The sequence below is a fragment of the Xanthomonas sp. NCPPB 901 genome (assembly GCF_056725085.1).
On the sequence record NZ_CM161511.1, the window covers coordinates 327045 to 353800 of the forward strand.

Consider the following 26756-nt stretch of genomic DNA (forward strand, 5'->3'; position numbering starts at 1 on the left):
ACTGGCTTCGAGACTTGGGAGGGAATCGATGACTGTGTCTCATGCGCGCGCCCTTCGTGCGCCACGTACCGTGTGCCTGGCCGTGTTGTGCAGCGTCGGCTGCGCCCAGGCCGATGCCGAACCCAACGGCCCGCAGGGCAAGCTGCTGGCCGATCAGGAAGACTATTCGGCGCTGGCCGAGCGTCCGCGCGAGGGCTGGGAGAAGTGGAAGTACATCCCGGTCGGCGACGGCTGGCTCAGCCTCGGCGGCGAGAGCCGCACGCTGTACGACTACCGCGAGCATGCCGGCTTCGGCCGCTTCGCCACCGATCCGCACGGCTACGTGCAGCAGCGCCTGCGGCTTTGGGCCGACTATCGGCCCTCGGCCTACGTGCGCCTGTTCGGCGAACTCGCCGACAGCCGGGTCGCCGGCCTGCAGACGCGGCCGGTGCAGGCCACCGACCGTAACCCGCTGGATCTGGCGCAGGGCTTCGTCGAACTGTCCGACGGACAGCAGCAGCCTGCCTGGCGCCTGCGCGCCGGTCGCCAGCAGATCGCCTACGCCTGGCAGCGCCTGCTCGACCCGCGCGACCCGGCCAATTCGCGCATGCCGTTCGACGCGGTGCGCCTGCTGACCCGGCAGCCGCGCTGGAGTGGCGGCCTGCTGTGGGGGCGGCCGGTGCTGACCCGCACCGGCAGTTTCGACGACCGCAGCAACCGCGACCAGCGCCTGTGGGGCGCGCACGCCGAAGTGCCGCTGTCGCCCAGCCAGCCGAAGGCGGCGCTGCTGGAAACCCTGTACCTGGACACCGTGCAGGACGGGCGCCGCTATGGCGGCGTGGTCGGCGAGGAGCATCGGCACACCCTGTCCACACGGCTGAGCGGCGCCGTGCAGGGCTGGGACTACGACCTGGAACTGATCGGCCAGCGCGGCCATTTCGCCGGCCAGCGCGTGCGCGCCTGGCAGGGCACGCTGTTCGGCGGCTACACCTTCGCCAAGACCGCGTGGACGCCGCGCCTGGGCTGGCGCATGGAGGTCTCTTCCGGCGACCGCGATCCGCGCGATGGCGAACTGAACACCTTCAACGGCCTGTACGCGCGCGCCTCGGTGTTCGACGGCAGCATGATCAGCAGCAACGTGCGTGCGGTGGGCCCGGAACTGGTGCTGCGTCCCAGCGACCGGCTGTGGATCGACATGTACGTGCTCAAGCTGCAGCGGCAGAGCCTGCACGACGGCGTCTACGCGGCCGGCTGGCGGGTGCTGCAGCCGGGCGACGCCAACGACGCGCGCGATATCGGCACGCGCTCGGTGCTGTGGGTGAAGTACCGCTTCAACGCCTTCGCCAGCCTGGACGTGTACGCCCACTACACCCAGGCCGGCCCGTTCCTGCGCGAGGGTGCGGTCCGCGGCCGCGACTACTTCTACATCGCCCCCTTCCTGACCTTGCGTTTCTGAGCCGGAGCCTTCCCATGCGCGATCCGCTGCTATCGCCTGCGCCGTACCGCCCGCTGTATGCGTGGTACGTCACGCTCGTGCTGTTGCTGGCCTACACCCTGTCCTTCGTCGACCGGCAGATCCTGGGCCTGCTGGTGCAGCCGATCAAGCGCGACCTGCAGTTGTCCGACTCGGCCTTCAGCCTGGTCCACGGCTTCGCCTTCGCGGTGTTCTATACGCTGATCGGGGTGATGCTGGGGCGCGTCGCCGACCGCCGCAACCGCCGCAACCTGATCGTGCTGGGCGTGGTGGTGTGGATCGCGGCGACCGCGGCCGGCGCCTACGTCACCAGCTTCTTCACCTTGTTCATGGCGCGGGTGTTCGTCGGCGTCGGCGAGGCCTCGCTGTCGCCGGCGGCGTACTCGATGCTGGCCGACTACTTCCCGCCGGAAAAGCGCGCGCGGGCGATGAGCGTCTACACCTCCGGCGTCTACATCGGCTCGGCGGCGGCGTTCATCGTCGGCGGCCTGGTGATCGCGGCCACCAGCAAGGAGAGCACGGTGGTGCTGCCGTTGCTGGGCAGCTTCCGGCCCTGGCAGGCGGCCTTCATCCTGGTCGCGCTGCCCGGGCTGGCGGTGATCGCGCTGATGGCCACGGTGCGCGAGCCGGCGCGGCGCGAGCAGGCCGCGGCAGTGCCCAGCGTGCGCCCGGACCTGAGCCATCTGCGCGACAACGCGCGGGTGTACGTGGCGCTGTTCCTGGCCAACGGCGTGATCGCGATGATCACCTTCGGCATCACCGCCTGGCTGCCGGCCACCTTCATCCGCCGCTGGCAGTGGACCCCGGGCGAGATCGGCCCGGCCTACGGCATCATCATCCTCACCTTCGGCATCGCCGGCATGCTGTTCAGCGGCTTCCTCGCCGACCGCCTGGCCGCGCGCGGCAACCGCGACGCGGCGCTGAAGATCTCGCTGGTCGGGGCCTTGCTGCTGGTGGTCAGCAGCGCCCTGTTCGCGGTCGCGCCGGGGCCGTGGCCGGCGCTGGCGGCGATCGCGCTGACCACGTTCGTGCTGGGCATGCCGGTGGCGCTGGCGCCGGCGATCCTGCAGGCGGTCACCCCCAACCGCCTGCGCGGCCAGGTCACCTCGATCTACCTGCTGCTGGTCAACCTGATCGGGCTGGGCCTGGGCCCGTACCTGGTGGCGCTGGGCACCGATCACGTGCTCGGCGACGAGCGCCAGGTCGGTTTGTCGCTGGGCGTGGTGTGCATGGGCGCGGCGCTGCTCGGCGCGTTGTGCCTGTGGAGCGCGTCCGCGCCGTACCGGGCGCTGCTGCGGCGCGTGGACGCGGCGTTGTGACCATGCGCGGCCATGCCCCTACAATGCAACGGCGACGGCGCTGCCGGCCGGCGCCGATGGATGCGCGCGCATCCGCCGTGGCCTGTTCGCAGGAAGCCCCTTGCAGGAAGCGCAGTGAGTTCGAAACCCAGTCCCGAGATGTCCAGCAGCGCGTTGCCCGCCGATCCGCACACGGTGGACAGCGTGGACCAGCGACGCCTGACCAGCCTGATCGGCTACCGCATCACCCGCACCGAACTGCAGGTGCGGCGCCTGTTCCAGGAGTGCGTGCGCGCCTTCGAGCTGAAACCGGTGGAGTATTCGCTGCTGGTGCTGGTGGACGCCAACCCGGGCATCAATCAGCGCCAGTTGGGCGAAGTGCTGAGCGTGTCGCCGCCGAACCTGGCCATCGTCGTGGCGCGCCTGGTCAAGCGCAAACTGCTGCGGCAGGTGCGCGGGCGCCAGGATCGGCGCATGCAGCACCTGCACCTGACCGCGCCCGGCACGGCGCTGCTGGCGCAGGCCGAAGCCGAGGTGGTGCGCATGGAGCAGCAGCTCGGCGGCGCGTTGGGGGCGACCTCGGCACGCGCGCTGCTGCAGGCGCTGGACCGGTTGGACCAGGTGGACGCGCTCGAGCGTCTGTAGCGGTCGCCCACGGCGCGGCTGGCACCTGCCGTCCGTCCTTTTTCCTTGCTGATTCCCGACCCGCCGCCAGCGTCCCGCTGACCGCGCGCGTCGCCGCGTGGCCGCGCCCTGCGCACGGCGGCGCCTGTCCGCGTTCCTGTCCCCCCGCACCCCGCCGTTCCCCTTTTGCTTGGAGTGCCTGCCCGTGAAGCGTGCCCGTTTTCGTGTTCCGTCGTCGCCGCGTGCCCGCGCCCGCGCGTCCCTGCTCGCCCTGTCGGCCATCGCCTGGGTCGCGCCGGCCGCGGCGCAATCGGTGCCGCAGAGCGCCACCCTGCCGACCGGCATCAACACCGGAGGGACCAGTTTCTTCGATGGCTTCAGCAAGCCCAATCCGGGCTGGACCGCGATCCAGTACCTGCGCCGCTACGACTTCGATGCGATCAAGGACGCGCACGGCGACGACGTGCCGGTGTTCCGCGATCCGCACATCGGTTCCTCGGTCTGGGTCACCCAGGTCGCCTACCTCAGCGACTACAAGTTGTTCGGCGGCTCCCTCGGCATCACCGCGCTGGCCGCGCTGGTCGATCTGGACACCTCGTTCGCGTACGACAGCCCGGTGGCGCTGCGCGACAACGGCCTCGGCCTGGGCGACCTGACCATCGGCCCGTACCTGCAGATGGCGCCGGTGATCCGCGACGGCCGCCCGGTGTTCTCGCAGCGTTTCGAACTGGATGCGCTGGTGCCGATCGGCAAGTTCGACCGCAACCGCGACGTCAACCAGGGCGCGGGCTACTGGTCGGTGCTGCCGAGCTGGGCCTTCAGCATCCTGCCCACGCCGCGCTGGGAGATCAGCGGGCGCCTGAACTACATCTACAACTTCCGCGCCGACAAGGCCTCCAACGTGCCGCAGGGCGACGGCTTCGTGTTCCGCAACGGCCAGGCCGGCGACGCCGCCTGGCTCAACTTCGCCAGCTCGCTGGAAGTGGTCAATGGCCTGCACCTGGGCATCAACGGCTACTACCTCAAGCAGCTGCGCGACAACCGCACCAACGGCCAGCGCGTGGCCGACAGCAAGCAGACCCAGTTCTACCTGGGGCCGGGCCTGTCGTGGCGGATCGACCAGAAGAACATCTTCAACGCCAACTTCTACATGCCGGTGGAGGTCAAGAACGCGCCCTCCGGCGACAACGTCAACCTGCAATACGTCCACGTCTTCTGACGCCCAACCCCGCAACGGAAACGCGCTGCCATGAACCTGCACAACAAGACCCTCCTCGTCACCGGCGTGGCCTCCGGCATCGGCGCCGAGGTCGCGCGCCTGGCGCGCTTCCACGGCGCCACGGTGATCGGCATCGATCGCCAGCCGGTCAACATGACCCTGCACGGCTTCCACCAGGCCGACCTGGGCGATCCGGCCTCGATCGACGCGCTGGTGGCGCAGTTGCCCGAGCGCATCGATGCGCTGGCCAACATCGCCGGCGTGCCCGGCACCGCACCGGTGGACGTGGTGGCCAAGGTCAACTACCTGGGCCTGCGCCACCTCAGCCAGGCGCTGCTGCCGCGCATCGTGCCCGGCGGCAGCATCATCAACATCGCCTCGATCCTCGGCGCGGAGTGGCCGCAACGGCTGGACCTGCACAAGCAACTGGCCGCCACCGACAGCTACGCCGCCGGCCACGACTGGCTGGCGGCGCATCCGGTGCCGCAGGCGACGTGCTACCAGTATTTCAAGGAGGCGCTGATCGTGTGGACGCTGCTGCGCTCGCGCGACTGGTTCGCCGCGCATTCGGTGCGCGTCAACAGCGTCGCGCCGGGCCCGGTGTTCACGCCGATCCTGGGCGATTTCGTCACCATGCTCGGGCCCGAGCGGGTCCAGGCCGACGCCGGCAAGATGAAGCGTCCGGCCTATGCCGACGAAGTCGCCGAGGCGGTGGTGTTCCTGGCCTCCGATGCGGCGCGCTGGATCAACGGCGTCAACCTGCCGGTGGACGGCGGCCTGGCCGCCACGTCCCTCTGAGCGCGCCCCTCTCTTCTTTCCTTTCCACGCGAGTACACAGCATGCACAGCACCGAACCCCTGGCCGCCGCGTCCACCTGGAGCGAGCGCATTTTCAATGGCGAGTGGATCGCCGCCCAGGGCGGCGTTCTCGAGGTAATCGAACCGGGCAGCGGCACGCCGCTGCATCGCGTCGGCCAGGCCAATGCGGCCGATGTGAGCGCGGCGGTGGCGCAGGCGCGCGAGGCGCAGCGCGCCTGGGCGGCCACGCCGCCGCGCGAGCGCGCGGCGGTGTTCCATCGCGCCGCGCAGGTGCTGCAGCAGCACGCGGCCGCGGCCGCGGCGCTGATCGCCCGCGAGACCGGCGGCATCCTACCCAAGGGCGAGCACGAGGTGCGCGAGGCGATCGTGCTGCTGCAGCAGGCCGCGGCGATGCCGCTGCAGGCGCAGGGCCAGGTGCTGCCGACCGCGCCGCGCCGGCTGAGCCTGGCGCGGCGCCTGCCGCTGGGCGTGGTCGGGGTGATCTCGCCGTTCAACTTCCCGCTGGTGCTGTCGCTGCGCTCGGTGGCGCCGGCGCTGGCGGTCGGCAATGCGGTGGTGCTCAAGCCCGATCCGCGCACGCCGTACGCTGGCGGCTTCGTCATCGCCGAAGTGCTGCAGCAGGCCGGCCTGCCGAAGGGCCTGCTGCACGTGCTGCCGGGCGGCGCGGACGCCGGCCAGGCGCTGGTCGAGGCGCCTGGCGTGCCGATGATCGCGTTCACCGGTTCCACCGCCGCCGGCCGCCGCATCGGCGAGCTGGCCGGCAAGCACCTGAAGAAGACCGCGCTGGAGCTGGGCGGCAAGAATTCGCTGATCGTGCTCGACGATGCCGACCTGGACAAGGCGGTGTCGGCGATCGCCTTCGGCGCGTACTTCCACCAGGGCCAGATCTGCATGGCTACCGGCCGCGTGCTGGTCCAGCGCCGCATCGCCGCCGAACTGACCCGGCGCCTTGCGGAGAAGGCGCGGCATCTGCCGGTCGGCGACCCGGCCACCGCGCACGTCGCGCTCGGCCCGATCATCGACCAGCGCCAGCTGCAGCACGTCAAGGAGGTGGTCGATGCCTCGGTGGCGGCGGGCGCCGTGGTCGAGGCCGGCGGCACCCACGACGGCCTGTTCTACGCGGCCACGGTGCTGTCGAACGTGCAGCCGGGCATGCCGGCGTTCGAGGAGGAAGTGTTCGGCCCGGTCGCCAACGTGATCGCCTTCGACAGCGACGACGAGGCGGTGGCGCTGGCCAACCAGACCGAGTACGGCCTGTCGGCCGGCATCCTGTCGGCCTCGGTGGGCCGCGCGATGGCGCTGGGCGAACGTCTGCACACCGGCCTGCTGCACATCAACGACCAGACCGTGGCCGACGAAGTCACCAACCCGTTCGGCGGCACCGGCGCCTCCGGCAACGGCACCAGCATGGGCGGCCCGGCCGACTGGGGCCAGTACACGCACTGGCAATGGGTGACGATCCAGGACAGCGCGCCGCAGTATCCGTTCTGAGTGTGGGTTCGCCGGGCGTCGGTGTGGCGCCCGGCGATGCGTCTGGCCGACCAGCACAGGAATCAAGCAAAGGAATCGCGCTTGGCCGGTTCGCGTGTGGGTTGGAATCCCTGGTCGCGGCTGAAGCCGCGACGACCGACACGGGAATGGCCGACCATCGATAACGCGTCGGGACTGAAGTCCCTCCCACAGTGCAGTGCCCCGACAGTGCTGGTGCTGTAGATGTGGGAGCGGCTTCAGCCGCGACGCGGCGAGGTATGAAGATGCGAGGCGGGGCCGGCGCGTCGGGACTGAAGTCCCTCCCACAGTGCAGTGCCCTGACAGTGCTGGTGCTGCGGATTGTGGGAGCGGCTTCAGCCGCGACGCGGGGAGGTATGAAGATGCGAGGCGGGGCCGGCGCGTCGGGACTGAAGTCCCTCCCACAGTCAGTGCCCCGACATTGCGGGTGCTGCGGATGTGGGAGCGGCTTCAGCCGCGACGCGGGGTGGTATGAAGATGCGGAGCGGGGCCGGCGCGTCGGGACTGAAGTCCCTCCCACAGTGCAGTGCCCGGACAGTGCCGGTGCTGCGGATGTGGGAGCGGCTTCAGCCGCGACGCGGCGAGGTATGAAGATGCGGGGCGGGCCGGCGCGTCGGGACTGAAGTCCCTCCCACAGTCAGTGCCCTGACAGTGCTGGTGCTGCGGATGTGGGAGCGGCTTCAGCCGCGACGTGGCGAGGTATGAAGATGCGGAGCGGGGCCGGCGCGTCGGGACTGAAGTCCCTCCCACAGTCAGTGCCCCCGACATTGCGGGTGCTGCGGATGTGGGAGCGGCTTCAGCCGCGACGCGGGGAGGTATGAAGATGCGGAGCGGGGCCGGCGCGTCGGGACTGAAGTCCCTCCCACAGTCAGTGCCCCGACATTGCGGGTGCTGCAGATGTGGGAGCGGCTTCAGCCGCGACGCGGCGAGGTATGAAGATGCGAGGCGGGGCCGGCGCGTCGGGACTGAAGTCCCTCCCACAGTGCAGTGCCCCGACAGTGCTGGTGCTGCGGATGTGGGAGCGGCTTCAGCCGCGACGCGGGGAGATGGAAGGTGCAGTACGAGCCAATGGGCAGAGAGTGAAGCCTTTCCCGCAGGTGCGCTACCGCGCCTGCGACGACGGGTTCCCGCTCTGTTGGCTTCGCTGCCGGAACTGGATCGGCGAACACCCGGCGTGCCGGCGGAAGCAGCGGCTGAAATACGCCGCATCCGCATAACCCAGCACCGTGGCCAGTTGTTGCACGGTCAACGTGGTGTAGACCAGGCTGCGCCGCGCTTCGAGCATGATCCGGCGCTGCAGCAGTTCCAGTGCCGAGGCGCCGGCCAGGCGCCGGCACAGGGCGTTGAGATGGCTGCGGCTCAGCCCGAGCCGGTCCGCATAGCGGGCCAGCGGCCAGTGTTCGCGGTAATGCGCGTCGATCAGCGCGGTGTAGGCGCGCAGGTGGCGCGTGCCGCGATCGGCGTCGTGCGGATCGGCGTGGGCCTGCGCCAGCGCGCCGCGCGCCGCCCAGAGCAAGACCTGCGTCGCTAGCGCCTGCAGCATCGGCTCGCGGCCGGGGCGGCGCTGCGCGTGTTCGCTGGCGATGGCGGCGAAGCAGGCGTCCAGCATCGGGTGCTGGTCGCCCGCGGGCAGGCACGCCGGCCGCGCCAGCGCTTCGTCCAGGCTCGGCCACTGCGCCGCCAGGCGCTGCCGTAGCGGCGCCGACACGGTCACGATATGGCCGCGCACGTTGCGCTGGAAGCGGAAGCCGTGCACGCACAGCGGCGGCAGCAGCAACAGGCACGGCCCGCGCAGGCGCTGCTGCGTTCCGTCCAAGTGCAGACCGGCGCTGCCGCGCTGCAGGTACAGCAATTGCAGCAGGTCGTCGTGGCGGTGCGGGCGGATGTGCCAGTCGTGCAGGCGGCTGCGCGCGGCGATGGATTCCCAATGCAACAGGTCTGGCGTCTCGCGATCGCCGGTCTCGCCGTACAGGCGGAAGGCCGGGACCGTGACCGGTGACGTGACGGCAGCTGAAGCGGTACGGGGCATCGGCGAAAAGTACCGGAATCGGTCGCAATGATCCATGTCCTCGACGCACCGCAGCCGGAACACTGTGCATCGGTTCCATCCTTCGGAGGATGCATGCGTACCCAGGTCGCCATCGTCGGCGCCGGCCCGGCCGGACTGCTGCTCGGGCAGTTGCTGCACGGCCACGGCATCGACACCGTCATCGTCGAGCGGCAGACGCCGGAGCACGTGCTGTCGCGGATCCGCGCCGGCGTGCTGGAGCAGGGCACCGCCGACCTGCTGTGCGCCGCCGGCGCCGGCGCGCGCATGCAGCGCGAGGGCATCGTCCACCATGGCTTCGAGCTGGCGCTGGAGCAGCGCCGCGAACGCATCGCGCTGAGTGCGGCCAGCGGCGGCCGCGCGGTCACCATCTACGGCCAGACCGAAGTGACCCGCGACCTGATGGATGCGCGCCGGGCCGCCGGCGCGACCACGCTCTATTCGGTCGAGGATGTGCAGTTGCACGACATCGACGGGCCGCAGCCGTGGCTGAGTTTCGTGCAGGACGGCGCCGCGCGGCGGCTGGACTGCGACTACGTGGTCGGCTGCGACGGGTTCCACGGGGTCAGCCGCCGCGCGATCCCGGCCGAGGTGCTGCGCGTGTACGAGCGGGTCTATCCGTTCGGCTGGCTGGGCGTGCTGGCCGATACCCCGCCGGTGGCCGACGAACTGATCTACGCGCGCCATGCGCGCGGTTTCGCCCTGTGCAGCATGCGCTCGCCCACCCGTACCCGCTACTACGTGCAGGTGCCGGCGCAGGAGCGGGTGGAGGACTGGTCGGACGATCGCTTCTGGGACGAACTGCGCCGCCGCCTGCCCGACGACGTGGCGCAGGCGCTGGTCACCGGCCCGTCGCTGGAGAAGAGCATCGCGCCGCTGCGCAGCTACGTCGCCGAGCCCATGCAGTACGGCCGCCTGTTCCTTGCCGGCGATGCCGCGCACATCGTGCCGCCGACCGGCGCCAAGGGCCTGAACCTGGCCGCCGGCGACGTCGGCCTGCTCGCGCACCTGTTCGCGCAGGCGCTGCAGGAGCGCAGCGACGCACCGCTGCAACGCTATTCGGAGTTGGCGCTGCAGCGCGTGTGGAAGGCCGAGCGTTTCTCGTGGTGGATGACCACGATGCTGCATCGCTTCCCGGACGAGGACGCGTTCAGCCGCCGCCTGCACGATGCGGAGCTGGACTACCTGCTCGGCAGCGCCGCTGGTCGCGCCACCATCGCTGAGAACTATGCGGGTTTGCCGTTGGCGGTTTGAGGGAGGGGGATTGGGGAGTCGGGATTGGGGATTCGCTAAAGCCGAGCCCCAATCTTTCTACGAACGTTGATCGTCCCCATTTCGGCTTTTCCCAATCCCGACTCCCGAATCCCGAATCCCGAATCCCGATCGAAGCGCCAGCGATTGTCGCTGTCGATGACGGCGATTGGGCGAGCCGATCGCCGACGAGGCAGCTCGCCAGCGCGTCGCTGCGCCAGGCCATGTGCACGCACGTTGAGGTGCGTGCTGCCGCGCCATTTCTGATGTCGAGGTAACTGTGGCGATTCTCCCAGACCCGGAAGAAAGCCGGTAAATCCGCCGGTTTTTCGCGATTTCCTGCGTCGCGCGGGCACTGCGCGTTGCTACGCTGCAGCCGCGCAAGTGCCCTCGTTGCCTTGCATCGCGGCGGCGCATCGTCATTGCGCATTCCCCTGTTCCCCCATCGGAGCGTCTTCCATGAAGATCCGTTTTCAGGCCTGTCTGCTGGCGCTGCTGCTTGCGCTTCCCGCCGCGTCCGCGTTCGCGCAGACCGCGGTCACCGCCAATCCCGACCATGCGCAGCTGCTGCACGGCGAGGACTGGCGCACCACCGCCAACAAGCGGCTGGTCTACGATTTCTGGCGCATCGTGTTCGAAGCCGGACACACCGAATATGCGCCGCTGTACATGGCCAAGGACTACATCCAGCACAACCCGAACGTGGCCAACGGCCGCGACGCGTTCCTGGCGTTCCTGACCTCCTTCGTCAAGCCGACGCCGATCCAGCCGCGGGTGCAGTTGCCGTTGGTGGCGATCCTGGCCGAAGGCGACTACGTGACCCTGGTGTCGGTGCGCACGCTGCCCGATCCCAAGGACGCCAGCAAGACCTACACCACCACCTGGTTCGACATGTTCCGCATCCAGAACGGCAAGATCCAGGAGCACTGGGACGCGGCGACCAAGTGATGCCGCACGGTTGACGTTGCACGCCCGCCGGTGCCGCCCGCTGCTGTGGGCGGCACCGGCGGTGCGTGCGTGCAGCGCCGTGCGTGCGGATCAGAACGCGTCGGCGCGGTAGCCGGTGTCGATGCTGAGGCTGCCGCCGAGCGCGCGCGAGACGCAGGCGCACAGCTTGCGGTTGCTGTGGCGTTGTTCGTCGCTGAGGAACACGTCGCGATGGTCCAGCGGTGCGGCGGCCTCCAGCACCTCGACCACGCACAGGCCGCATTCGCCGCGGCGGCAATCGGCCATGACCTCCACGCCGGCCGCGCTCAGCGCATCCAGCAGCGACTGGTTCTCGGCGACCTGCACGGTCTTGCCCAGCGCCGGCACCTGCACCACGAACGGTTGCGCCGGCGCGCTGCCGCTGTTGCCGAAGGTCTCGAAGTGCAGGCGCGCGCGGGCACGGCCGTCGTCGCGCCAACGCTGCCGCAGTTCGTCCAGCAGCGGCAGCGGGCCGCAGGCGTAGACGTCGGCGTTGCGCGGCCACTGCGCGATCTGCGCGGCCAGGTCGAGCTGGCCCAGATGTTCCGGGCAGAACAGCTGCAGGCGCTCGCCGAGCAGCTCCTGCAGGTGGTCCAGGTAGGCCATGCTGGCGCGGCTGCGGCCGGCGTAGAGCAGACGGAACGGAATGCGTCCGCGCGCCAGCCGCTGCGCCATGCCCAGGATCGGGGTGATGCCGATGCCGCCGGCGACCAGGACGATGTGCTCGGCGGTCTCGTCCAGCGCGAAGTGGTTGTTGGGTGCGGAGATCTCCAGGTCCGCGCCCGGCGCCAGCGCCCACATCGCCCGCGAACCGCCGCGGCTGTCGGGCACCGCGCGCACCGCGATGCGGTAGTGGCCGTCGGCCGCGGGTTCGCCGACCAGCGAATAGGAGCGTTCGTCCCAGGCGTCGCCGATACGCACGCGCACGCCGAGGTGGCTGCCCACGGTGAACGGGCGGCCGGCGTTGCCCGGGTCGAGCACGATCTCGCGCACGTCCTGGCAGGGCGTGGCGATGGCGACGACGCGGGCGGTGGTCCACTGGGTGTCTTTGCGCATGGCGGGGTCCGGCAGGCGGGAAGGGGAGGCGGAGGCAGGATGCGGGCGGCCGCGACGCTCAGGCGGGTGGGTGTCGCCGCAGCAGGCGGATGCCGGGGATCTGTCCCAGCGCGTTGTGGTCGTGCAGGGCATGGTGGGCGTTGCGCTGTGCCAGCCGCGCGTGCTCGCGCATCAACGCTTCGGCGCGCGCGCCTTCGCGGCGCACGATCGCGTCCAGCACCTGGCGGTGCTGGTCCTGCGCGATCGACAGCACGGTGGCGGCCTGGCCGCGCTCGAGCACGAAGCTGCTGGGCGAGGCGAACGGCAGCTGCGTCACCCGCGCGAACTCGCGCGACAGCAGTGCGCTGCCGGCCATCTCGAACAGCAGCGCGTGCAGCTGTGCGTTGCAGTCGACGTAGCCGGCGAAGGCGTCCTCGCTCAGCGGCCGCGTCGCCAGCACCGCGTCGATCCGCGCCAGCAGCGCCTGCGCCTGCGCCAGCAAGGCGGGTTCGGCGCCGCGCTCGGCGGCGCGGCGCGCGGCCAGGCCCTCGAGGGTGCCGCGCAATTCGATGGCGTCGTCCACATCGGCCTCGTCGAATGCCTGGACCGCGTAGCCGCCGCCGCGCAACGGCTGCACCAGGCCTTCCTCGGCCAGCCGCTGCAGGGCGGCGCGCACCGGCGTGCGCGAGGCGCCCAGGCGCTCCACCAGGGCGACCTCGGACAGGCGTTCGCCGGCGGGCAGCGCGCCGGCCAGGATCAGCTCGCGCAATTCCAGCAGGGCGCGGGTGGTCTGCGCGGCGCTGGAGCGGAACGGATGCGCGGCGGACATGGCGGTGGCTCCCGGAACCTGGCGTCGGCTCATCCGACCATGCGCAGGTGCAGGTCCTGGCTGCGCTGCTCGGCGGCGATCATGCGCTCGATCAGGCGCCGCGCCCACATGCCGCCGGCATCGACATTGAGGTTGTAGAACACGTGGTCCGGATGCGCGTCGATGGCGCGCTGCTGCGCTTCCAGCACCAGCTCGTCCTCGCCGAACACGCCGGTGACGCCGTCGCGCAGGCGCGTGGTGATCGATTGCTCGTGCAGCGAGTGGTTGCGCGCGAACGCCCAGAAGTAGTGGCAGGTGCGGTCGGTTTCCGGGGTGATGGTGTTGAGCACGTAGCCGTTGACTCCGCGCGAGCGGTCGCCCTGCGGCGCGCCGCTGCCGGCCACCGCCACGCCGACGTCGATGGCGATGGTGCACGGCGCCTCGAAGCGGATGATCTGCCAGCGGTCGACCTTGCCGCGGTAGCCGTGCGCGTGTTCGATCTGCCAGGCCCAGAACGGCGGCGGGTCGATGTCGAGCATCCAGCGCGAGACCACCGTGCTGCGTTCGCCGTGGACCACGTCGAACGGCGCCTCGGCGACCTCGTCCTGGCCGATGCTGGAGCCGTGCACGAAGGTCTCGTGGGTCAGGTCCATCAGGTTGTCCAGCACCAGCCGGTAGTCGCACTTGACGTGGATGGTGCGGCCGTCGCCGGCCCAGGCCGGATCGTCGTTCCAGTGCAGGTCCGGCACCAGCGCCGGATCGGCCAGCGCCGCATCGCCCGGCCACACCCAGACGTAGCGGTGCCGTTCCACGGTGGGGAAGCGGCGCACGCAGGCGGAGGGATTGATGGTGTCCTGCGAGGGCATGTGCACGCAGCGCCCGTTCGCGTCGTAGACCAGGCCGTGGTAGCCGCAGACCACGTCGTCGCCGCGCAGCCGGCCCATCGACAGCGGCACCAGGCGGTGCCAGCAGGCGTCCTCGAGCGCGGCGACGCGGCCGCTGCTGGTGCGGTACAGCACGATGTCCAGGTTGCACACCTTGCGCGGCAGCAGCGCGTGCTTGACCTCGTGGTCCCAGGCGATGGCGTACCAGGCATTGAGCGGAAAAGCCGGAGCGGACGACTGCATGGCGGCGACCTCGATTGTGTATACAACAGGCTGGGGAAGAACCTTGCGTGTTGCTGGCGGACGGCGGCTTAACACCGCATTCACGCCGTCGCCCCCTGTGGGGCGATGAGCGAATGTATACAACAGGGCGGGACCGGCATGCCGTTGCCATGCCGTTAAATTGTTCGTTTATCGAACTGTGCATCCGATAATCGGATTGACCGCCCGCCGGAGCGGGCCTAACGTGGCCTCCCGGAGCGACCTGGAGGAGGATGTCGTGGCAGACCCCGTAATGCGCCTGCGCCGCCGTGCGCTGCGCCCCCGGCCGGCGACGGCGGAGCGGCGCCGATGATCGACAAGACCCTGGCCTCGTGCGCCGCCGCGGTGGCCGACATCCCCGATGGCGCCACGGTGATGATCGGCGGCTTCGGCACCGCGGGCATGCCCGATGCGCTGATCGACGCGCTGATCGCGCAGGGCGCGCGCGAGCTCACCATCGTCAACAACAACGCCGGCAACGGCGAGACCGGGCTGGCCGCGCTGATCAAGCACAAGCGCGTGCGCAAGATCGTGTGCTCGTTCCCGCGGCAGAGCGATTCGCAGCACTTCGACGCGGCCTACCGCGCCGGCGAGCTGGAACTGGAACTGGTGCCGCAGGGCAACCTGGCCGCGCGCATCCACGCCGCCGGCAACGGCCTGGGCGCGATCTTCACCCCCACCGGCTACGGCACCGAGCTGGCCGCCGGCAAGGAGACCCGCGAGATCGACGGCCGCCACTACGTGCTGGAGTATCCGATCCGCGCCGATTTCGCGCTGATCAAGGCGCACCATGGCGACCGCTGGGGCAACCTGGTGTACCGCAAGACCGCGCGCAACTTCGGCCCGCTGATGGCGATGGCCGCGACCTGCGCGATCGTGCAGGTGGAGAAGGTGGTGGAACTGGGCGCGCTGGACCCGGAAGCGGTGGTGACCCCGGGCATCTTCGTGCAACGGCTGGTGGCGGTGAGCGCCACGCAGGAGGACGCATGCACGCATTGAGCGGCCGCGGCATCGACCGCAACGCGCTGGCCGCGCGGGTGGCGCGCGACATCCCCGAGGGCGCCTACGTCAACCTCGGCATCGGCCTGCCGACCGCGGTGGCCAACTTCCTGCCGGCGGACAAGGAGATCTTCCTGCACAGCGAGAACGGCCTGCTCGGCATGGGGCCGGCGCCGCCGCCGGGGCAGGAGGACCTGGACCTGATCAACGCCGGCAAGCAGCCGGTGACGCTGCTGACCGGCGGCTGCTATTTCCACCACGCCGACTCGTTCGCGATGATGCGCAGCGGGCGCCTGGACGTGTGCGTGCTCGGCGCGTTCCAGGTGTCGGTGCACGGCGACCTGGCCAACTGGAGCACCGGCGCGGCCGATGCCATCCCCGCGGTCGGCGGCGCGATGGACCTGGCGATCGGCGCCAAGCAGGTCTACGTGATGATGGAACTGCTGACCAAGCGCGGCGAGCCCAAGCTGGTGAGCGCGTGCAGCTACCCGCTGACCGGGTTGCGCTGCGTCTCGCGCGTGTACACCGACCTGGGCGTGTTCGCGCTGGGGCCGGACGGCGCGCGCGTGCTCGAACTGGTCGAGGGCGTGAGCCTGGACGAGTTGCGCCAGGCCACCGGGCTGGCGCTGACCCTGGCCGATTCCACGGAGGCGGCATGAACGAGGCCTACATCATCGACGGCATCCGCACGCCGATCGGCCGCTACGGCGGCGCCCTGGCCGGGGTGCGTGCGGACGATCTCGGCGCGGTGCCGCTGCAGGCGTTGCTGGCGCGGCATCCGCAACTGGATCCTGCGCACATCGACGACGTCTACCTGGGCTGCGCCAACCAGGCCGGCGAGGACAACCGCAACGTCGCGCGCATGAGCCTGCTGCTGGCGGGCCTGCCGTTCAGCGTGCCGGGCAGCACGGTCAACCGCCTGTGCGGTTCGGGCCTGGATGCCATCGGCACGGTCGCGCGCGGCCTGCGCGCCGGCGAACTGGGCCTGGCCATCGCCGGCGGCGTGGAGTCGATGTCGCGCGCGCCGTGGGTGATGGGCAAGGCGGAGAGCGCCTTCGCCCGCAACCAGCAGCTCGAGGACACCACCATGGGCTGGCGCTTCGTCAATCCGAAGATGCAGCAGCGCTATGGCGTGGACCTGATGGGCGAGACCGCCGAGAACGTGGCCGCGCGCTACGGCATCTCGCGCGAAGACCAGGACGCCTTCGCGCTGCGCAGCCAGCAGCGCACCGCCGCCGCGCAGGCCGCCGGTTTCTTCGACGGCGAGATCACCCCGGTGACCGCCCCGGGCAGGAAGCGCGGCGAGACCGTCGAGGTCCGCGTCGACGAGCATCCGCGTGCCGACACCACGCTGGAGGCCCTGGCCAGGCTCAAGCCGATCTTCCGCCAGCCCGGCACGGTCACCGCCGGCAATGCCTCGGGCATCAACGACGGCGCCGCCGCCCTGCTGCTGGCCAACGCCGAGCAGGTGCAGGCGCTGGGCCTGACCCCGCGTGCGCGCGTGCTGGGCTTGGCCAGTGCCGGCGTGGAGCCGGCCTACATGGGCATCGGCCCGGTGCCGGCCACGCGCAAGCTGCTGGCGCGGCTGGGGCTGTCCATCGGCGACTTCGATGCGATCGAACTCAACGAGGCGTTCGCCGCCCAGGGCCTGGCCTGCCTGCGCGAGCTGGGCGTCGCCGACGATGCCGCCCACGTCAACGCCAACGGCGGCGCGATCGCGCTCGGCCATCCGCTGGGCATGAGCGGCGCGCGCCTGGTCCTGACTTTGCTGCGCCAGCTCGAGGCCAGCGGTGGCCGCCGCGGGCTTGCGACCATGTGCATCGGCGTCGGCCAGGGCGTGGCGCTGGCGATCGAGCGGCTGTAGCCGCTCGCCCCATCGACGCTGCGCCCCGCCCGCCTGCATCATTCTTCCAGCCAACCGGCTCCGCGCGGAGCCAGCGAGACCGCACGATGCGCGACGACACCCCCATCGATCCCCTGCTCGGCTATCGCCGCCCGTATCCGGGCACGCAACCGGCCTACCTGCATCCGCCTTACGCCTCCACCGGCGCGCGCGGCCCGACCCGCGATCCGATCGCGATCCCGATGACCCTGTCCGAGGCGACCGGCCCGACCCTGGACCGCACCACCCTGGGCGCGCACGCCGCCGATCTCACCGCCGGCTTTCCCGGCGCGCCGCTGGGCGAGCGCATCATCGTCAGCGGGCGCCTGCTCGACGAGAACGGCAAGCCGGTGCGCAACAGCGTGGTCGAGGTCTGGCAGTGCAATGCCGCCGGCCGCTACCTGCATGCCGGCGACCAGCACGACGCGCCGCTGGATCCCAACTTCACCGGTACCGGCCAGGTGCTGACCGACGATCACGGCCGTTACCGCTTCACCACCATCAAGCCGGGCGCGTATCCGTGGCGCAACCACTACAACGCCTGGCGCCCGGCGCACATCCATTTCTCGCTGCACGGCGACGGCATCGGCCAGCGCCTGGTCACGCAGATGTACTTCCCCGGCGATCCGCTGCTGGCGTTCGACCCGATCTTCAACTGCGTGGAGGACCCCAAGGCGCGCGAGCGCATGGTGTCGGCGTTCGACTGGGAGAACACCGCCAACGAGTTCGCGCTGGGCTACCGTTTCGACATCGTCCTGCGCGGACGCAAGCAGACCCCTTGGGAGTGAGGCGATGAGTTTCCAGGCAACCCCCTCGCAGACGGTCGGCCCCTACTACCGGATCGGGCTGGAACCGCTGTACCGCACCGAGATCGCACCGGCGCAGGCGCAAGGCACCCACGTGGAGATCGCCGGCAGCGTGTTCGACGGCAACGGCGCGCCGGTCGGCGATGCGCTGCTGGAGATCTGGCAGGCCGACGCTGCCGGCATCTACGACCATGCCGCCGATCCGCGCCGCGGCGACCACGATCCGGCCTTCCACGGCTGGGGCCGGGTGCCGACCGACGCGCAGGGCCGCTTCGCCTTCCGCACGGTCAAGCCCGGCCGCGTCGCCGGGCCCAAGGGCCTGCAGGCGCCGCACTTGGTGGTGCTGGTGTTCATGCGCGGCCTGCTGCGCGCCGCGCCGACGCGGCTGTACTTCGGCGACGACGACCTGGACGGCGACGCGATCCTGGCGCAGGTGCCGGCCGAGCGCCGCGCCACCCTGGTCGCGCAACCGCTGGCGCCCAACCGCTACCAATGGGATGTGCGCATGCAGGGCGAGCACGAGACCGTGTTCTTCCGCTACTGAGTGCGGCAGACATTGCGCACAGGCCGCAGCGGTTACCCTGCGTGATCTTCCCACCGCGTACGAACCGATGAGCGTTTCCGAATCCCTGTTGCGTCCGCTGTTCGGCGATCCGGCCGTCGACGCGCTGTTCGACGACCGCGCGCGTCTGCAGGCCATGCTCGACGTGGAAGCGGCGCTCGCACGCGCGCAGGCGCGTTGCGGGGTGATCCCGGCCAGCGCCGCGGAACCGATCGCCGCCGCCTGCGAGGCCGCGCGCTACGACGTGCCCGCGCTCGCCGACGCCACCGCGCTGGCCGGCAATCCGGCGATCCCGCTGGTCAAGGCGCTCACCGCCCAGGTCGCCGCCACCGATGACGCGGCTGCGCGCTGGGTGCACTGGGGCGCGACCAGCCAGGACATCATCGACAGCGGTGCGGTGCTGCAGCTGCGCGCCGCGCTCGACCATGTGGAGGCGCAACTGGACGCGCTGTGCGCGGCGCTGGCGGCACTGGCGCAGCGCGAGCGCGACACCGGCCTTCCCGGACGCACCCTGTTGCAGCAGGCGGTGCCGGTGACCTTCGGGCTGAAGGCCGCCGGCTGGCTGGACGCACTGCAGCGCAGTCGTCGGCGCCTGCAGGCGCTGCGCGAGGATGCGCTGGTGCTGCAGTTCGGCGGCGCCGCCGGCACCCTGGCCGCGTTGCAGTCGCAGGGCCTGGCCGTGGCCGAGGCGCTGGCCGCGGAGCTGCGCCTGCCGCTGCCGGCGCTGCCCTGGCATGCGGCGCGCGACCGCATCGGCGAGATCGGTGCAGCGTTCGCGCTGCTGGCCGGCAGCCTCGGCAAGATCGGCCGCGACGTCGCGCTGCTGATGCAGTCGGAAGTGGCCGAGGCGTTCGAGCCAGCGGCAGCGGGCAAGGGCGGCTCCTCGGCGATGCCGCACAAGCGCAATCCCGTCGGTTGCGTGGTCGCGATCGCCGCCGCCACGCGCGCGCCGGGCCTGCTGGCGACGCTGTTCGCGGCGCTGCCGCAGGAGCACGAACGTGCCGTCGGCGGCTGGCATGCCGAATGGGAGACCCTGCCGGACCTGGTGCGCCTGAGCGCCGGCAGCCTGGCGCAGGTGCGCGTGCTGATCGAGGGCCTGGAACTGGACCGCGCGCGCATGGCCGCGCACCTGGACAGCCACGGCGGTCTGCTCTACGCGGAAGCCGTGGCGGTGACCCTGGCCGCGCAGCTGGGCAAGGCCGCCGCGCACGCGCTGGTGGAGGCGGCGGTGCGCCGTGCGCTGGCTACGCGGCAGCACCTGCGCGCGGTCCTGGCCGAGGAGCCGCAGGTGACCGCGGTGCTGGCGCCTGCGGACCTGGACGCGCTGTTCGCCGGCGACAGCTGGCGCGGCATGGCCGCGGTGTGGATCGCGCGCGTGCTCGCCGCGCAGGCGCATCCGTGAGCCGCTGCGCGGTGCCGGTCTGCCGCAGCGCGGGCGACCCGGTCTAGACTTGCCGGCGCCGCCCGGTCCCGTGCCGCGCCGGCCCCTTCCACCTTTCCAGCGAGCGCCTCGCCCATGCCGATCCTCGACCTGCCCACGCATCGTCTGCATTACCGCATCGACGGCAGCGAAGGCCGTCCGTGGCTGACCCTGTGCAATTCGCTCGGCACCGACCTGCACATGTGGGACGCGCAGATCGCGGCGCTGGCGCCGCATTTCCGCGTGCTGCGCTACGACCGCCGCGGCCACGGCGCCTCCACCGCCGCGCCGGCGCCGTACGCCATGGCCGATCTCGGCGGCGACGTGCTGGCGCTGCTGGACGCGCTGTCGATCGAGCGCAGCCATTTCTGCGGCCTGTCGATCGGCGGGCTGACCGGACAATGGCTGGGCCTGCACGCGGGCGAGCGCCTGCTCAGCCTGACCCTGTGCGCGACCGCGGCCAGGATCGGCAGCGCCGAGAGCTGGCAGGCGCGCATCGACCAGGTCCGCGCCGCGGGCCTGGCGCCGCTGTGCGAGGGCACCCGCACGCGCTGGTTCACCCCGGCCTTCGCCGAAGCGCAGCCGGCGGCGGTCGAGGCGATCCTGGACAGCTTCCGCGCCACCGACGCGCAGGCCTACATCGGCTGCTGCCAGGCGCTGGCCGAGGCCGACTTCCGCGAACGCCTGGGCGAGATCCGCATGCCGGTGCTGGCGGTGGCCGGGCACGACGATCCGGTGTGCCCGCCGGCCGATCTGCAGGCCATCGCCACCCAGGTGGCGCAGGGCGGCTACACCGAGGTGCACGGGCGCCACCTGTGCAACGTCGAATCGCCGCACGCCTTCAACGACGCGCTGCTGCGCTTCCTGCTGCAGTAACCGCGCCCGCCTTTTCCCACACTCAGGAGTCGACCCGATGGACGAGAACGAACGCTACGCCGCCGGCCTGCAGGTGCGCCGCGCCGTGCTCGGCGATGCCCATGTCGACCGCTCGCTGGCCGCGCGCACCCCGTTCACCGAAGAGTTCCAGGAGTTCATCACCCGCACCGCCTGGGGCACGGTGTGGACCCGCGAGGGCCTGCCGCGGCATACGCGTTCGCTGCTGACCCTGGCGATGATGGTGGCGCGCGGCCACGACGAGGAATTCAAGCTGCACGTGCGCGCGGCGCGCAACAACGGCGTCAGCGCCGACGAGATCAAGGAAGTGCTGCTGCAGGCGGCGATCTATTGCGGCGTGCCCGCGGCCAACCACGCCTTCGCCCTGGCCGCGCCGATCCTGGCCGAGCAGGCCGCCGAAGGCGGCGCCTAGGGCGCCCCGCGCGCTCAGCGCACCTTCCGCACGACGGTGACCGCCGGGCTCAGCCGCGTGCCGTCGGCGGCGCGCGGCAGCATGCGCGCGACCGGCTTGCCGTTGCGCGTGTCGATCAGCACCGAATGGCGCTCGCCGTGCTCGAACAGATGCCGTTCGCCCCACTGCCGCAGCGCCAGCACCACCGCGAACAGGTCCTCGCCCTTGGCGCTCAGCGCGTACTCGCGGTAGGCGCTGCCGTCGGAGGCCTCGCGCGTTTCCAGGACGCCGGCCTCGACCAGCTTGCGCAGCCGGTCGGCCAGGATGTTGCGCGCCATGCCCAGGCTGCGCTGGAAGTCGCCGAAGCGGCGCACCCCATCGAAGGCATCGCGCACGATCAGCAGCGACCAGCGGTCGCCGATCAGGTCGGCGCTGCGCGCCACCGGGCAGGGCGACGCGGGCATGGCGGGGCGGGGCGGCATCGGCGTTCCTGGTAGGCGCTCGGCGGAAGTGGTTGCATTTTAAAACCTATCGACCTAGCCTGAAACAAGTTTCGTTTTGAAACTGGAACGGGCGAGCCTTCGATCATGCAATCCGTCACCGCTGCGCCCTGCATGCCGCGTCGCCTGGTCTGGCTGTTCGCCGTCGCCAGCGGCCTGAGCGTGGCCAACGTGTACTACGCGCAGCCGTTGCTGGACGCGCTGGCGGCGGATCTCGGCATCCGCCCGGCGGCGGTGGGCGGGGTGGTCAGCGCCGCGCAGGTGGGCTGCGCGCTGGCCCTGTTGCTGCTGGTGCCGCTGGGCGACCTGCTGGAGCGTCGCCGCCTGATGGCGATGCAGGCGTTGGGGTTGGTGGCGGCACTGGCGACGGTGAGCGTGGCGCGGTCGGCGCCGGCCTTGCTGGTCGGCATGCTCGCGGTCGGCATGCTGGGCACGGCGATGACCCAGGGCGCTTGATCGCCTACGCGGCCAGCGCGGCGGCGCCGCAGGAGCAGGGACGGGTGGTCGGCGCGGCGCAGGGCGGGGTGTTCATCGGCCTGTTGCTGGCGCGGGTGGTCGCCGGCGGCGTCAGCGAACTGGCCGGCTGGCGCGGGGTCTATGCCGGCGCCGCGGCGCTGATGCTGGCGCTCGCGCTGCCGCTGTGGCGCTGGTTGCCGGCGCTGCCGGTGCCGTCGCAGCCGCTGCGCTATGCGCGCCTGATCGCGTCCATGCTGACCCTGCTGCGGCAAGAGCGGGTGCTGCAGGTACGCGGCGTGCTGGCGCTGTTGATGTTCGCGGCGTTCAACATCTTCTGGAGCGCGCTGGTGCTGCCGTTGCGCGCGCCGCCCTATGCGTTCCCGCACACCGTCATCGGCGCGTTCGGCCTGGCCGGCGTGGTCGGCGCGCTGGCGGCCGCGCGCGCCGGGCACTGGGCCGACCGCGGCCATGCCCAGCGCACCAGCGCCGCAGCGCTGGTGCTGTTGGTGCTGGCCTGGTGGCCGCTGTCGCGGCTGCAGCAGTCGCTCGCCGCGCTGGTGTTGGGGATCGTCCTGCTCGACCTGGCCGGGCAGGCGCTGCACGTGACCAGCCAGAGCATGATCCTGCGCGGCCACCCGCAGGCGCACGGCCGGCTGATCGGCCTGTACATGCTGTTCTAAGCGGTGGGCAGCGGACTGGGCGCGATCGCCACGACCGCGACCTATGCCCAGGCCGGGTGGACCGGCGTGTGCCGCCTGGGGGCGGCGGTCAGCCTGCTGGCGCTGCTGTTCTGGTGGGCGACGCGGCGGGTCGGTACGGCGCCGGCGGCGCTCAGTCCAGCACCCGGCTCAGGCGCTGCGCCGCCTGCCGCAGCGCCGGCAACACCGTGCCCTGCAGGCTGCCCAGGGTCATCCGCGCCACCGAGCTGCCGACATTGAGCGCGGCCACCACGCGGTCCTGGCGGTTGCGCACCGGCACCGCCACCGAGCGCAGGCCGATCTCCAGTTCCTGGTCCACCACCGCATAGCCGTCGCGCTGCACGCGTTCGAGCAAGGCCTGGAACTGCGCGCGGTCGGTGACGGTGCGCTCGGTCCGCGGGCGCAGCGGGTTGCGCTCCAGGTAGCTGTTCAAGGTGTCGCCCGGCTGCGCCGCCAGCAGCACCCGGCCCATCGAGGTGCAGTAGGCCGGCAGGCGGCTGCCGGCGCGCAGGCCGATCGACATGATCCGCACCGTCTCCGCGCGCGCCACGTACAGCAGGTCGTCGCCGTCGAGCACGCCCAGCGAGCAGGACTCGTGCAGCGTATCGCGCAGCGCGTCCAGCACCGGCTGCGCCGCCACCGACAGCGCGGCGGTGGACAGGTAGCCGCTGCCGATGCCCAGCGCGCGCGGCAGCAGCACGTAGCCGCGGCCGTGGGTGCCGGCGTAGCCCAGCTTCTCCAGGGTGTAGAGCACGCGTCGCACCGCCGCACGCGGGATGCCGGTGTCGGCGCTGAGCTGGGCCATGCTGACGTCGCGGCTGTGCTGGCCGAAGGCGCTGAGCACGGCCAGGCCGCGCGCCAGCGAGGTCATGAAGTTCGGGTCGCCTTCGCATTCGCCGATGCGCCGCATCAGTTCCGCGGCCAGGCCGCGCTCGGGCGGAGTCGGGGCAGTGGCGGTGCGCGCGGTGCGGCGTGCGCGAGGGGGACGCGGGGAGTCGGACATGGAAGCGGCGGCGGCGGCGATGCGTCCGATGGTAGTGGCTGCATCCGCGGGCGTCGATGCCGTGGCGAGGACCGTCGTCCTGCGCCATGAAAAACAGGGAGGAGGGCTTCGGCCGCGACGTGCGGGACTGGGATGCTGTACGAGCATGAGGATTGGTCGCGTCGGGACTGAAGTCCCTCCCACAGGTCAGCTCCCGACAGTGCCGGTGCCGCACGTGTGGGAGCGGCTTCAGCCGCGACGCGCGGAGGTTGGAATGCGGTACGAGAGGGAGGATTGGTCGCGTCGGGACTGAAGTCCCTCCCACAGGTCAGCTTCCGACAGTGCCGATGCCGCACGTATGGGAGCGGCTTCAGCCGCGACGCGCGGAGGTTGGAATGCGGTACGGGAGGGAGGATTCGTCGCGTCGGGACTGAAGTCCCTCCCACAGCTCAGCTTCCGACAGTGCCGGTGCCGTAGGTGTGAGAGCGGCTTCGGCCGCGACGCGCGGAGGTTGAGGGCGGTACGAGAGGGAGGATTCGGCGCGTCGGGACTGAAGTCCCTCCCACAGGTCAGCTCCCGACAGTGCCGGTGTCGCACGTGTGGGAGCGGCTTCAGCCGCGACGCGCGGAGGTTGGAATGCGGTACGGGAGGGAGGATTCGTCGCGTCGGGACTGAAGTCCCTCCCACAGGTCAGCTTCCGACAGTGCCGGTGCCGCAGGTGTGGGAGCGGCTTCAGCCGCGACGCGCCGAAGTTGGGGTGCGGTACGCGTAGGAGGATTCGGCGGGTCGAATCGGAGGTCCTTCACCGAAGACACCGCCTCAGGCCTGCCGCCTCAGTCGCCCAACCGCACCACCAGCTTGCCGAAGTTGCCGCCGCTCAGCATGTCGATGAAGGCCTGCGGCGCGTTCTCCAGCCCGTCGACGACGTGTTCGCGGTAGCGCACGCGGCCGTCGGCCAGCCAGGCGCCCATCTCGCGCAGGAACTCCGGGTACAGCTTGACGAAGTCGCCGACGATGAAGCCGCGCAGGGTCAGGCGCTGGCGCAGTACCTGGCCCATCAGCGCCGGGAGCCGGTCCGGCCCCGGCGGCAACGCGCCGTTGGCGTTGTAGGTGGCGATGGTGCCGCAGACCGGCACGCGCGCGAAATCGTTGAGCAGCGGCAGCACCGCATCGAACACGTGGCCGCCGACGTTCTCGAAGTACACGTCGATGCCGTCGGTCGCGGCGGCGCGCAGTTGCGCGGCGAAGTCGTCGGCGCGGTGGTCCAGGGCCACGTCCACGCCCAGCTCCTCGCGCAGGTAGCGGCACTTCTCCGCGCCGCCGGCGATGGCGATCACCTTCGCCCCGCGCAGCTTGGCGATCTGCGCCACCGTGGCGCCGACCGGGCCGGTGGCTGCGGCCACCGCGACGGTTTCGCCCGGCTGCGGCTTGCCGATCTCGTGCAGGCCGGCGTAGGCGGTGAAGCCGGGCATGCCGTACACGCCGAGCGCGGTGCTCGGCGGCAGCGGCGAGGCGGGGTCGAGCTTGCGCCGCAGGTCGGCGCCGTCGACGACCAGATGGGTTTGCCAGCCGCCGTTCTGCACCAGCACCAGATCGCCCGGCGCGTGGTCGGGGGAATTGGATTGCAGCACCTCGGCCACGGTGCTGCCGACCATGGTCTCGCCCAGTTGCACCGGCGGCGCGTAGGAGGGCGCATCGCTCATGCGCCCGCGCATGTACGGGTCCAGCGACAGCCAGCGGTTGCGCAGCAACACCTGGCCGGGGCCGGGCGGCGCCAGCGGCGCCTGTTCGATGCGGAAGTTGTCCGTGCCCGGCGCGCCTTGCGGGCGCGAGGCGAGCACGATGCGGGTGGTCTGGGTGGGAGCGGTCATGCGGTTTCCTCGCTTGCGGTATTCAATTGCGCGATGTCCTCGGTGGACAACTGCAGGCGTGCGGCGGCGAGCAGGTCCTGCAGCTGTTCCAGGCTGGTTGCGCTGGCGATCGGCGCGACGATGCCGGGCCGCGCCATCAACCATGCCAGCGCCACCTGGGTCGGCGTGGCGGCATGCTTGCCGGCGATGTCGTCGAGCGCGGCGAGGATGCGCAGGCCGCGCGCGTTGAGGTAGCGCGCGACCACACTGGCGCCGCGCGCCTGGCTCTTGCCGGCGTCTTCGGTGCGGCGGTACTTGCCGCTGAGGAAGCCGCTGGCCAGCGCGTAGTAGCACAGCACGCCCAGGCCCTGTTCGCGCACCAGCGGCTCCAGTTCGGCCTCGTAGCCGGCACGGTCGTACAGGTTGTACTCCGGCTGCAGCGTCTCGTAGCGGGGCAGGCCGTATTGCGCGGACACTTTCAGCGCTTCGGACAGGCGCGCGGCGCTGTAATTGGAGGCGCCGATCGCGCGCACCTTGCCTTGTTCGATCAGCCGGCCGAAGGCCGCCAGCGAGGCTTCCAGCGGCACCGCGTCGTCGTCCTCGTGCGCCTGGTACAGGTCGATGACGTCGGTCTGCAGGCGCTGCAGCGAGTCCTCCGCGGCGGCGGCGATGTTGTCGGCGGACAGGCCGGGACGTTCGGCCCACTTGCCGACCTTGGTCGCGATCAGCACCTTGTCGCGCTTGCCGCTGCGCTTGAGCCACTGCCCGATCAGCGTTTCCGATTCGCCGCCATGGTTGCCGGGCACCCAGGCCGAGTAGATGTCGGCGGTGTCGATGAGGTTGCAGCCGGCCTCGACGAAGGCATCGAGCAGGGCGAAGGAGGTCGTGGCGTCGGCGCTCCAGCCGAACACGTTGCCGCCGAACGCCAACGGTGCCGCATGCAGGCCGGAGCGGCCGAGTTCGCGCGTGTGCAGCATGGAAAACGCTCCACTGTGGGGAAAGAGGAAAGGATAGTCGCGGTGGATCGACGGATCGGCCAATGCTCGCGAAAACAGCGTTCCGTCGGCGTGATTCGCGCTAACGGGAGCGCAACATCCGGCCTTGCCGGGGTGCGTGCTAGGCTCGCGCCACTTCCTATTACGG

Annotated in this window: 26 protein-coding genes; 18 read left to right on the plus strand and 8 right to left on the minus strand. The window is 71.1% G+C overall.

Annotated elements, in window-relative coordinates; genetic code table 11:
- The first annotated feature begins 28 nt into the window (after window positions 1-28).
- The 6 genes from AC1PME_RS01355 to AC1PME_RS01380 all read left to right on the plus strand — a co-directional run bounded on the left by AC1PME_RS01355 (window position 29) and on the right by AC1PME_RS01380 (window position 6903).
- The gene (locus AC1PME_RS01355) at window positions 29-1435 is read left to right on the plus strand and encodes an alginate export family protein (RefSeq protein WP_481097064.1); all 1407 of its coding nucleotides are present in this window, start codon (window positions 29-31) and stop codon (window positions 1433-1435) included.
- A gap of 14 nt (window positions 1436-1449) precedes the next feature.
- Window positions 1450-2772, plus strand: coding sequence for a spinster family MFS transporter (locus AC1PME_RS01360; protein ID WP_481097065.1), 1323 nt, complete (start codon window positions 1450-1452; stop codon window positions 2770-2772).
- A gap of 138 nt (window positions 2773-2910) precedes the next feature.
- Window positions 2911-3396, plus strand: a complete 486-nt coding sequence (locus tag AC1PME_RS01365; RefSeq protein WP_481098046.1) for a MarR family winged helix-turn-helix transcriptional regulator — start codon at window positions 2911-2913, stop codon at window positions 3394-3396.
- A 184-nt stretch (window positions 3397-3580) separates the two neighbouring features.
- Window positions 3581-4594: a SphA family protein gene (locus tag AC1PME_RS01370; RefSeq protein WP_429002478.1), complete on the plus strand. Its 1014-nt coding sequence runs from the start codon at window positions 3581-3583 to the stop codon at window positions 4592-4594.
- Window positions 4595-4624: 30 nt separating this feature from the next.
- Window positions 4625-5392 (plus strand): coniferyl-alcohol dehydrogenase, encoded by a 768-nt coding sequence (locus AC1PME_RS01375; protein ID WP_481097066.1) that lies wholly within the window; start codon window positions 4625-4627, stop codon window positions 5390-5392.
- A 41-nt stretch (window positions 5393-5433) separates the two neighbouring features.
- Window positions 5434-6903: a benzaldehyde dehydrogenase gene (locus AC1PME_RS01380; RefSeq protein WP_481097067.1), complete on the plus strand. Its 1470-nt coding sequence runs from the start codon at window positions 5434-5436 to the stop codon at window positions 6901-6903.
- 1120 nt (window positions 6904-8023) lie between these two features.
- On the opposite strand, the gene AC1PME_RS01385 is transcribed toward AC1PME_RS01380, so the two are convergent.
- Window positions 8024-8950, minus strand: coding sequence for a helix-turn-helix domain-containing protein (locus AC1PME_RS01385; protein WP_481097068.1), 927 nt, complete (start codon window positions 8948-8950; stop codon window positions 8024-8026).
- Between the two features lie 93 nt (window positions 8951-9043).
- On the opposite strand from AC1PME_RS01385, the gene pobA reads away from it, so the two are divergent.
- Complete coding sequence (gene pobA / locus AC1PME_RS01390) at window positions 9044-10222, plus strand: 4-hydroxybenzoate 3-monooxygenase (protein WP_481097069.1); 1179 nt, start codon at window positions 9044-9046, stop codon at window positions 10220-10222.
- 456 nt (window positions 10223-10678) lie between these two features.
- Complete coding sequence (locus AC1PME_RS01395; RefSeq protein ID WP_254459933.1) at window positions 10679-11167, plus strand: nuclear transport factor 2 family protein; 489 nt, start codon at window positions 10679-10681, stop codon at window positions 11165-11167.
- Window positions 11168-11257: 90 nt separating this feature from the next.
- Here the strand turns inward: AC1PME_RS01395 and AC1PME_RS01400 are convergent, their stop codons facing one another.
- Genes AC1PME_RS01400 through AC1PME_RS01410 form a run of 3 tightly spaced genes read right to left on the minus strand, consistent with a single transcriptional unit; the run spans window position 11258 to window position 14155 of the window.
- On the minus strand, window positions 11258-12241 hold the full coding sequence (locus AC1PME_RS01400; protein ID WP_481097070.1) for a PDR/VanB family oxidoreductase: 984 nt from the start codon (window positions 12239-12241) through the stop codon (window positions 11258-11260).
- 58 nt (window positions 12242-12299) lie between these two features.
- Window positions 12300-13049: a GntR family transcriptional regulator gene (locus AC1PME_RS01405; RefSeq protein WP_307547844.1), complete on the minus strand. Its 750-nt coding sequence runs from the start codon at window positions 13047-13049 to the stop codon at window positions 12300-12302.
- 29 nt (window positions 13050-13078) lie between these two features.
- The gene (locus AC1PME_RS01410; protein ID WP_254459936.1) at window positions 13079-14155 is read right to left on the minus strand and encodes an aromatic ring-hydroxylating dioxygenase subunit alpha; all 1077 of its coding nucleotides are present in this window, start codon (window positions 14153-14155) and stop codon (window positions 13079-13081) included.
- 327 nt (window positions 14156-14482) lie between these two features.
- Here AC1PME_RS01410 and AC1PME_RS01415 point away from each other — a divergent pair, with 327 nt between their 5' ends.
- The 8 genes from AC1PME_RS01415 to pcaC all read left to right on the plus strand — a co-directional run bounded on the left by AC1PME_RS01415 (window position 14483) and on the right by pcaC (window position 21148).
- A complete protein-coding gene (locus tag AC1PME_RS01415; RefSeq protein WP_254459937.1) occupies window positions 14483-15172 on the plus strand; it encodes a 3-oxoacid CoA-transferase subunit A in 690 nt (229 codons plus the stop codon).
- Complete coding sequence (locus AC1PME_RS01420) at window positions 15160-15831, plus strand: 3-oxoacid CoA-transferase subunit B (RefSeq protein ID WP_254459938.1); 672 nt, start codon at window positions 15160-15162, stop codon at window positions 15829-15831. Before AC1PME_RS01415 ends, AC1PME_RS01420 begins: the two co-directional genes overlap by 13 nt.
- The gene (gene pcaF / locus AC1PME_RS01425) at window positions 15828-17036 is read left to right on the plus strand and encodes a 3-oxoadipyl-CoA thiolase (protein WP_481097071.1); all 1209 of its coding nucleotides are present in this window, start codon (window positions 15828-15830) and stop codon (window positions 17034-17036) included. Before AC1PME_RS01420 ends, pcaF begins: the two co-directional genes overlap by 4 nt.
- An 86-nt stretch (window positions 17037-17122) precedes the next feature.
- Window positions 17123-17842, plus strand: a complete 720-nt coding sequence (pcaH, locus tag AC1PME_RS01430; RefSeq protein ID WP_481097072.1) for a protocatechuate 3,4-dioxygenase subunit beta — start codon at window positions 17123-17125, stop codon at window positions 17840-17842.
- A 4-nt stretch (window positions 17843-17846) separates the two neighbouring features.
- Entirely contained in the window at window positions 17847-18404 is a 558-nt protein-coding gene (gene pcaG, locus AC1PME_RS01435; protein ID WP_307547853.1) for a protocatechuate 3,4-dioxygenase subunit alpha, read from the plus strand.
- Between the two features lie 67 nt (window positions 18405-18471).
- On the plus strand, window positions 18472-19824 hold the full coding sequence (locus tag AC1PME_RS01440) for a 3-carboxy-cis,cis-muconate cycloisomerase (protein WP_481097073.1): 1353 nt from the start codon (window positions 18472-18474) through the stop codon (window positions 19822-19824).
- Window positions 19825-19938: 114 nt separating this feature from the next.
- The gene (gene pcaD / locus AC1PME_RS01445; protein ID WP_481097074.1) at window positions 19939-20718 is read left to right on the plus strand and encodes a 3-oxoadipate enol-lactonase; all 780 of its coding nucleotides are present in this window, start codon (window positions 19939-19941) and stop codon (window positions 20716-20718) included.
- A gap of 37 nt (window positions 20719-20755) precedes the next feature.
- The gene (pcaC, locus tag AC1PME_RS01450) at window positions 20756-21148 is read left to right on the plus strand and encodes a 4-carboxymuconolactone decarboxylase (RefSeq protein ID WP_152235697.1); all 393 of its coding nucleotides are present in this window, start codon (window positions 20756-20758) and stop codon (window positions 21146-21148) included.
- A 14-nt stretch (window positions 21149-21162) separates the two neighbouring features.
- Here the strand turns inward: pcaC and AC1PME_RS01455 are convergent, their stop codons facing one another.
- Window positions 21163-21609 (minus strand): winged helix-turn-helix transcriptional regulator, encoded by a 447-nt coding sequence (locus AC1PME_RS01455; RefSeq protein WP_481097075.1) that lies wholly within the window; start codon window positions 21607-21609, stop codon window positions 21163-21165.
- 132 nt (window positions 21610-21741) lie between these two features.
- Between AC1PME_RS01455 and AC1PME_RS01460 the strand changes: the two genes are divergently transcribed.
- Window positions 21742-22083, plus strand: coding sequence for a hypothetical protein (locus tag AC1PME_RS01460; protein ID WP_481097076.1), 342 nt, complete (start codon window positions 21742-21744; stop codon window positions 22081-22083).
- Window positions 22080-22763, plus strand: a complete 684-nt coding sequence (locus tag AC1PME_RS01465; RefSeq protein WP_481097077.1) for an MFS transporter — start codon at window positions 22080-22082, stop codon at window positions 22761-22763. Before AC1PME_RS01460 ends, AC1PME_RS01465 begins: the two co-directional genes overlap by 4 nt.
- A gap of 151 nt (window positions 22764-22914) precedes the next feature.
- Here the strand turns inward: AC1PME_RS01465 and AC1PME_RS01470 are convergent, their stop codons facing one another.
- The 3 genes from AC1PME_RS01470 to AC1PME_RS01480 all read right to left on the minus strand — a co-directional run bounded on the left by AC1PME_RS01470 (window position 22915) and on the right by AC1PME_RS01480 (window position 26590).
- Window positions 22915-23784 (minus strand): IclR family transcriptional regulator domain-containing protein, encoded by an 870-nt coding sequence (locus AC1PME_RS01470; RefSeq protein ID WP_481097078.1) that lies wholly within the window; start codon window positions 23782-23784, stop codon window positions 22915-22917.
- Between the two features lie 812 nt (window positions 23785-24596).
- Window positions 24597-25634: an NADP-dependent oxidoreductase gene (locus tag AC1PME_RS01475; RefSeq protein ID WP_481097079.1), complete on the minus strand. Its 1038-nt coding sequence runs from the start codon at window positions 25632-25634 to the stop codon at window positions 24597-24599.
- The gene (locus AC1PME_RS01480; protein ID WP_481097080.1) at window positions 25631-26590 is read right to left on the minus strand and encodes an aldo/keto reductase; all 960 of its coding nucleotides are present in this window, start codon (window positions 26588-26590) and stop codon (window positions 25631-25633) included. The genes AC1PME_RS01475 and AC1PME_RS01480 overlap by 4 nt, the downstream gene beginning before the upstream one ends.
- Window positions 26591-26756 lie beyond the last annotated feature (166 nt).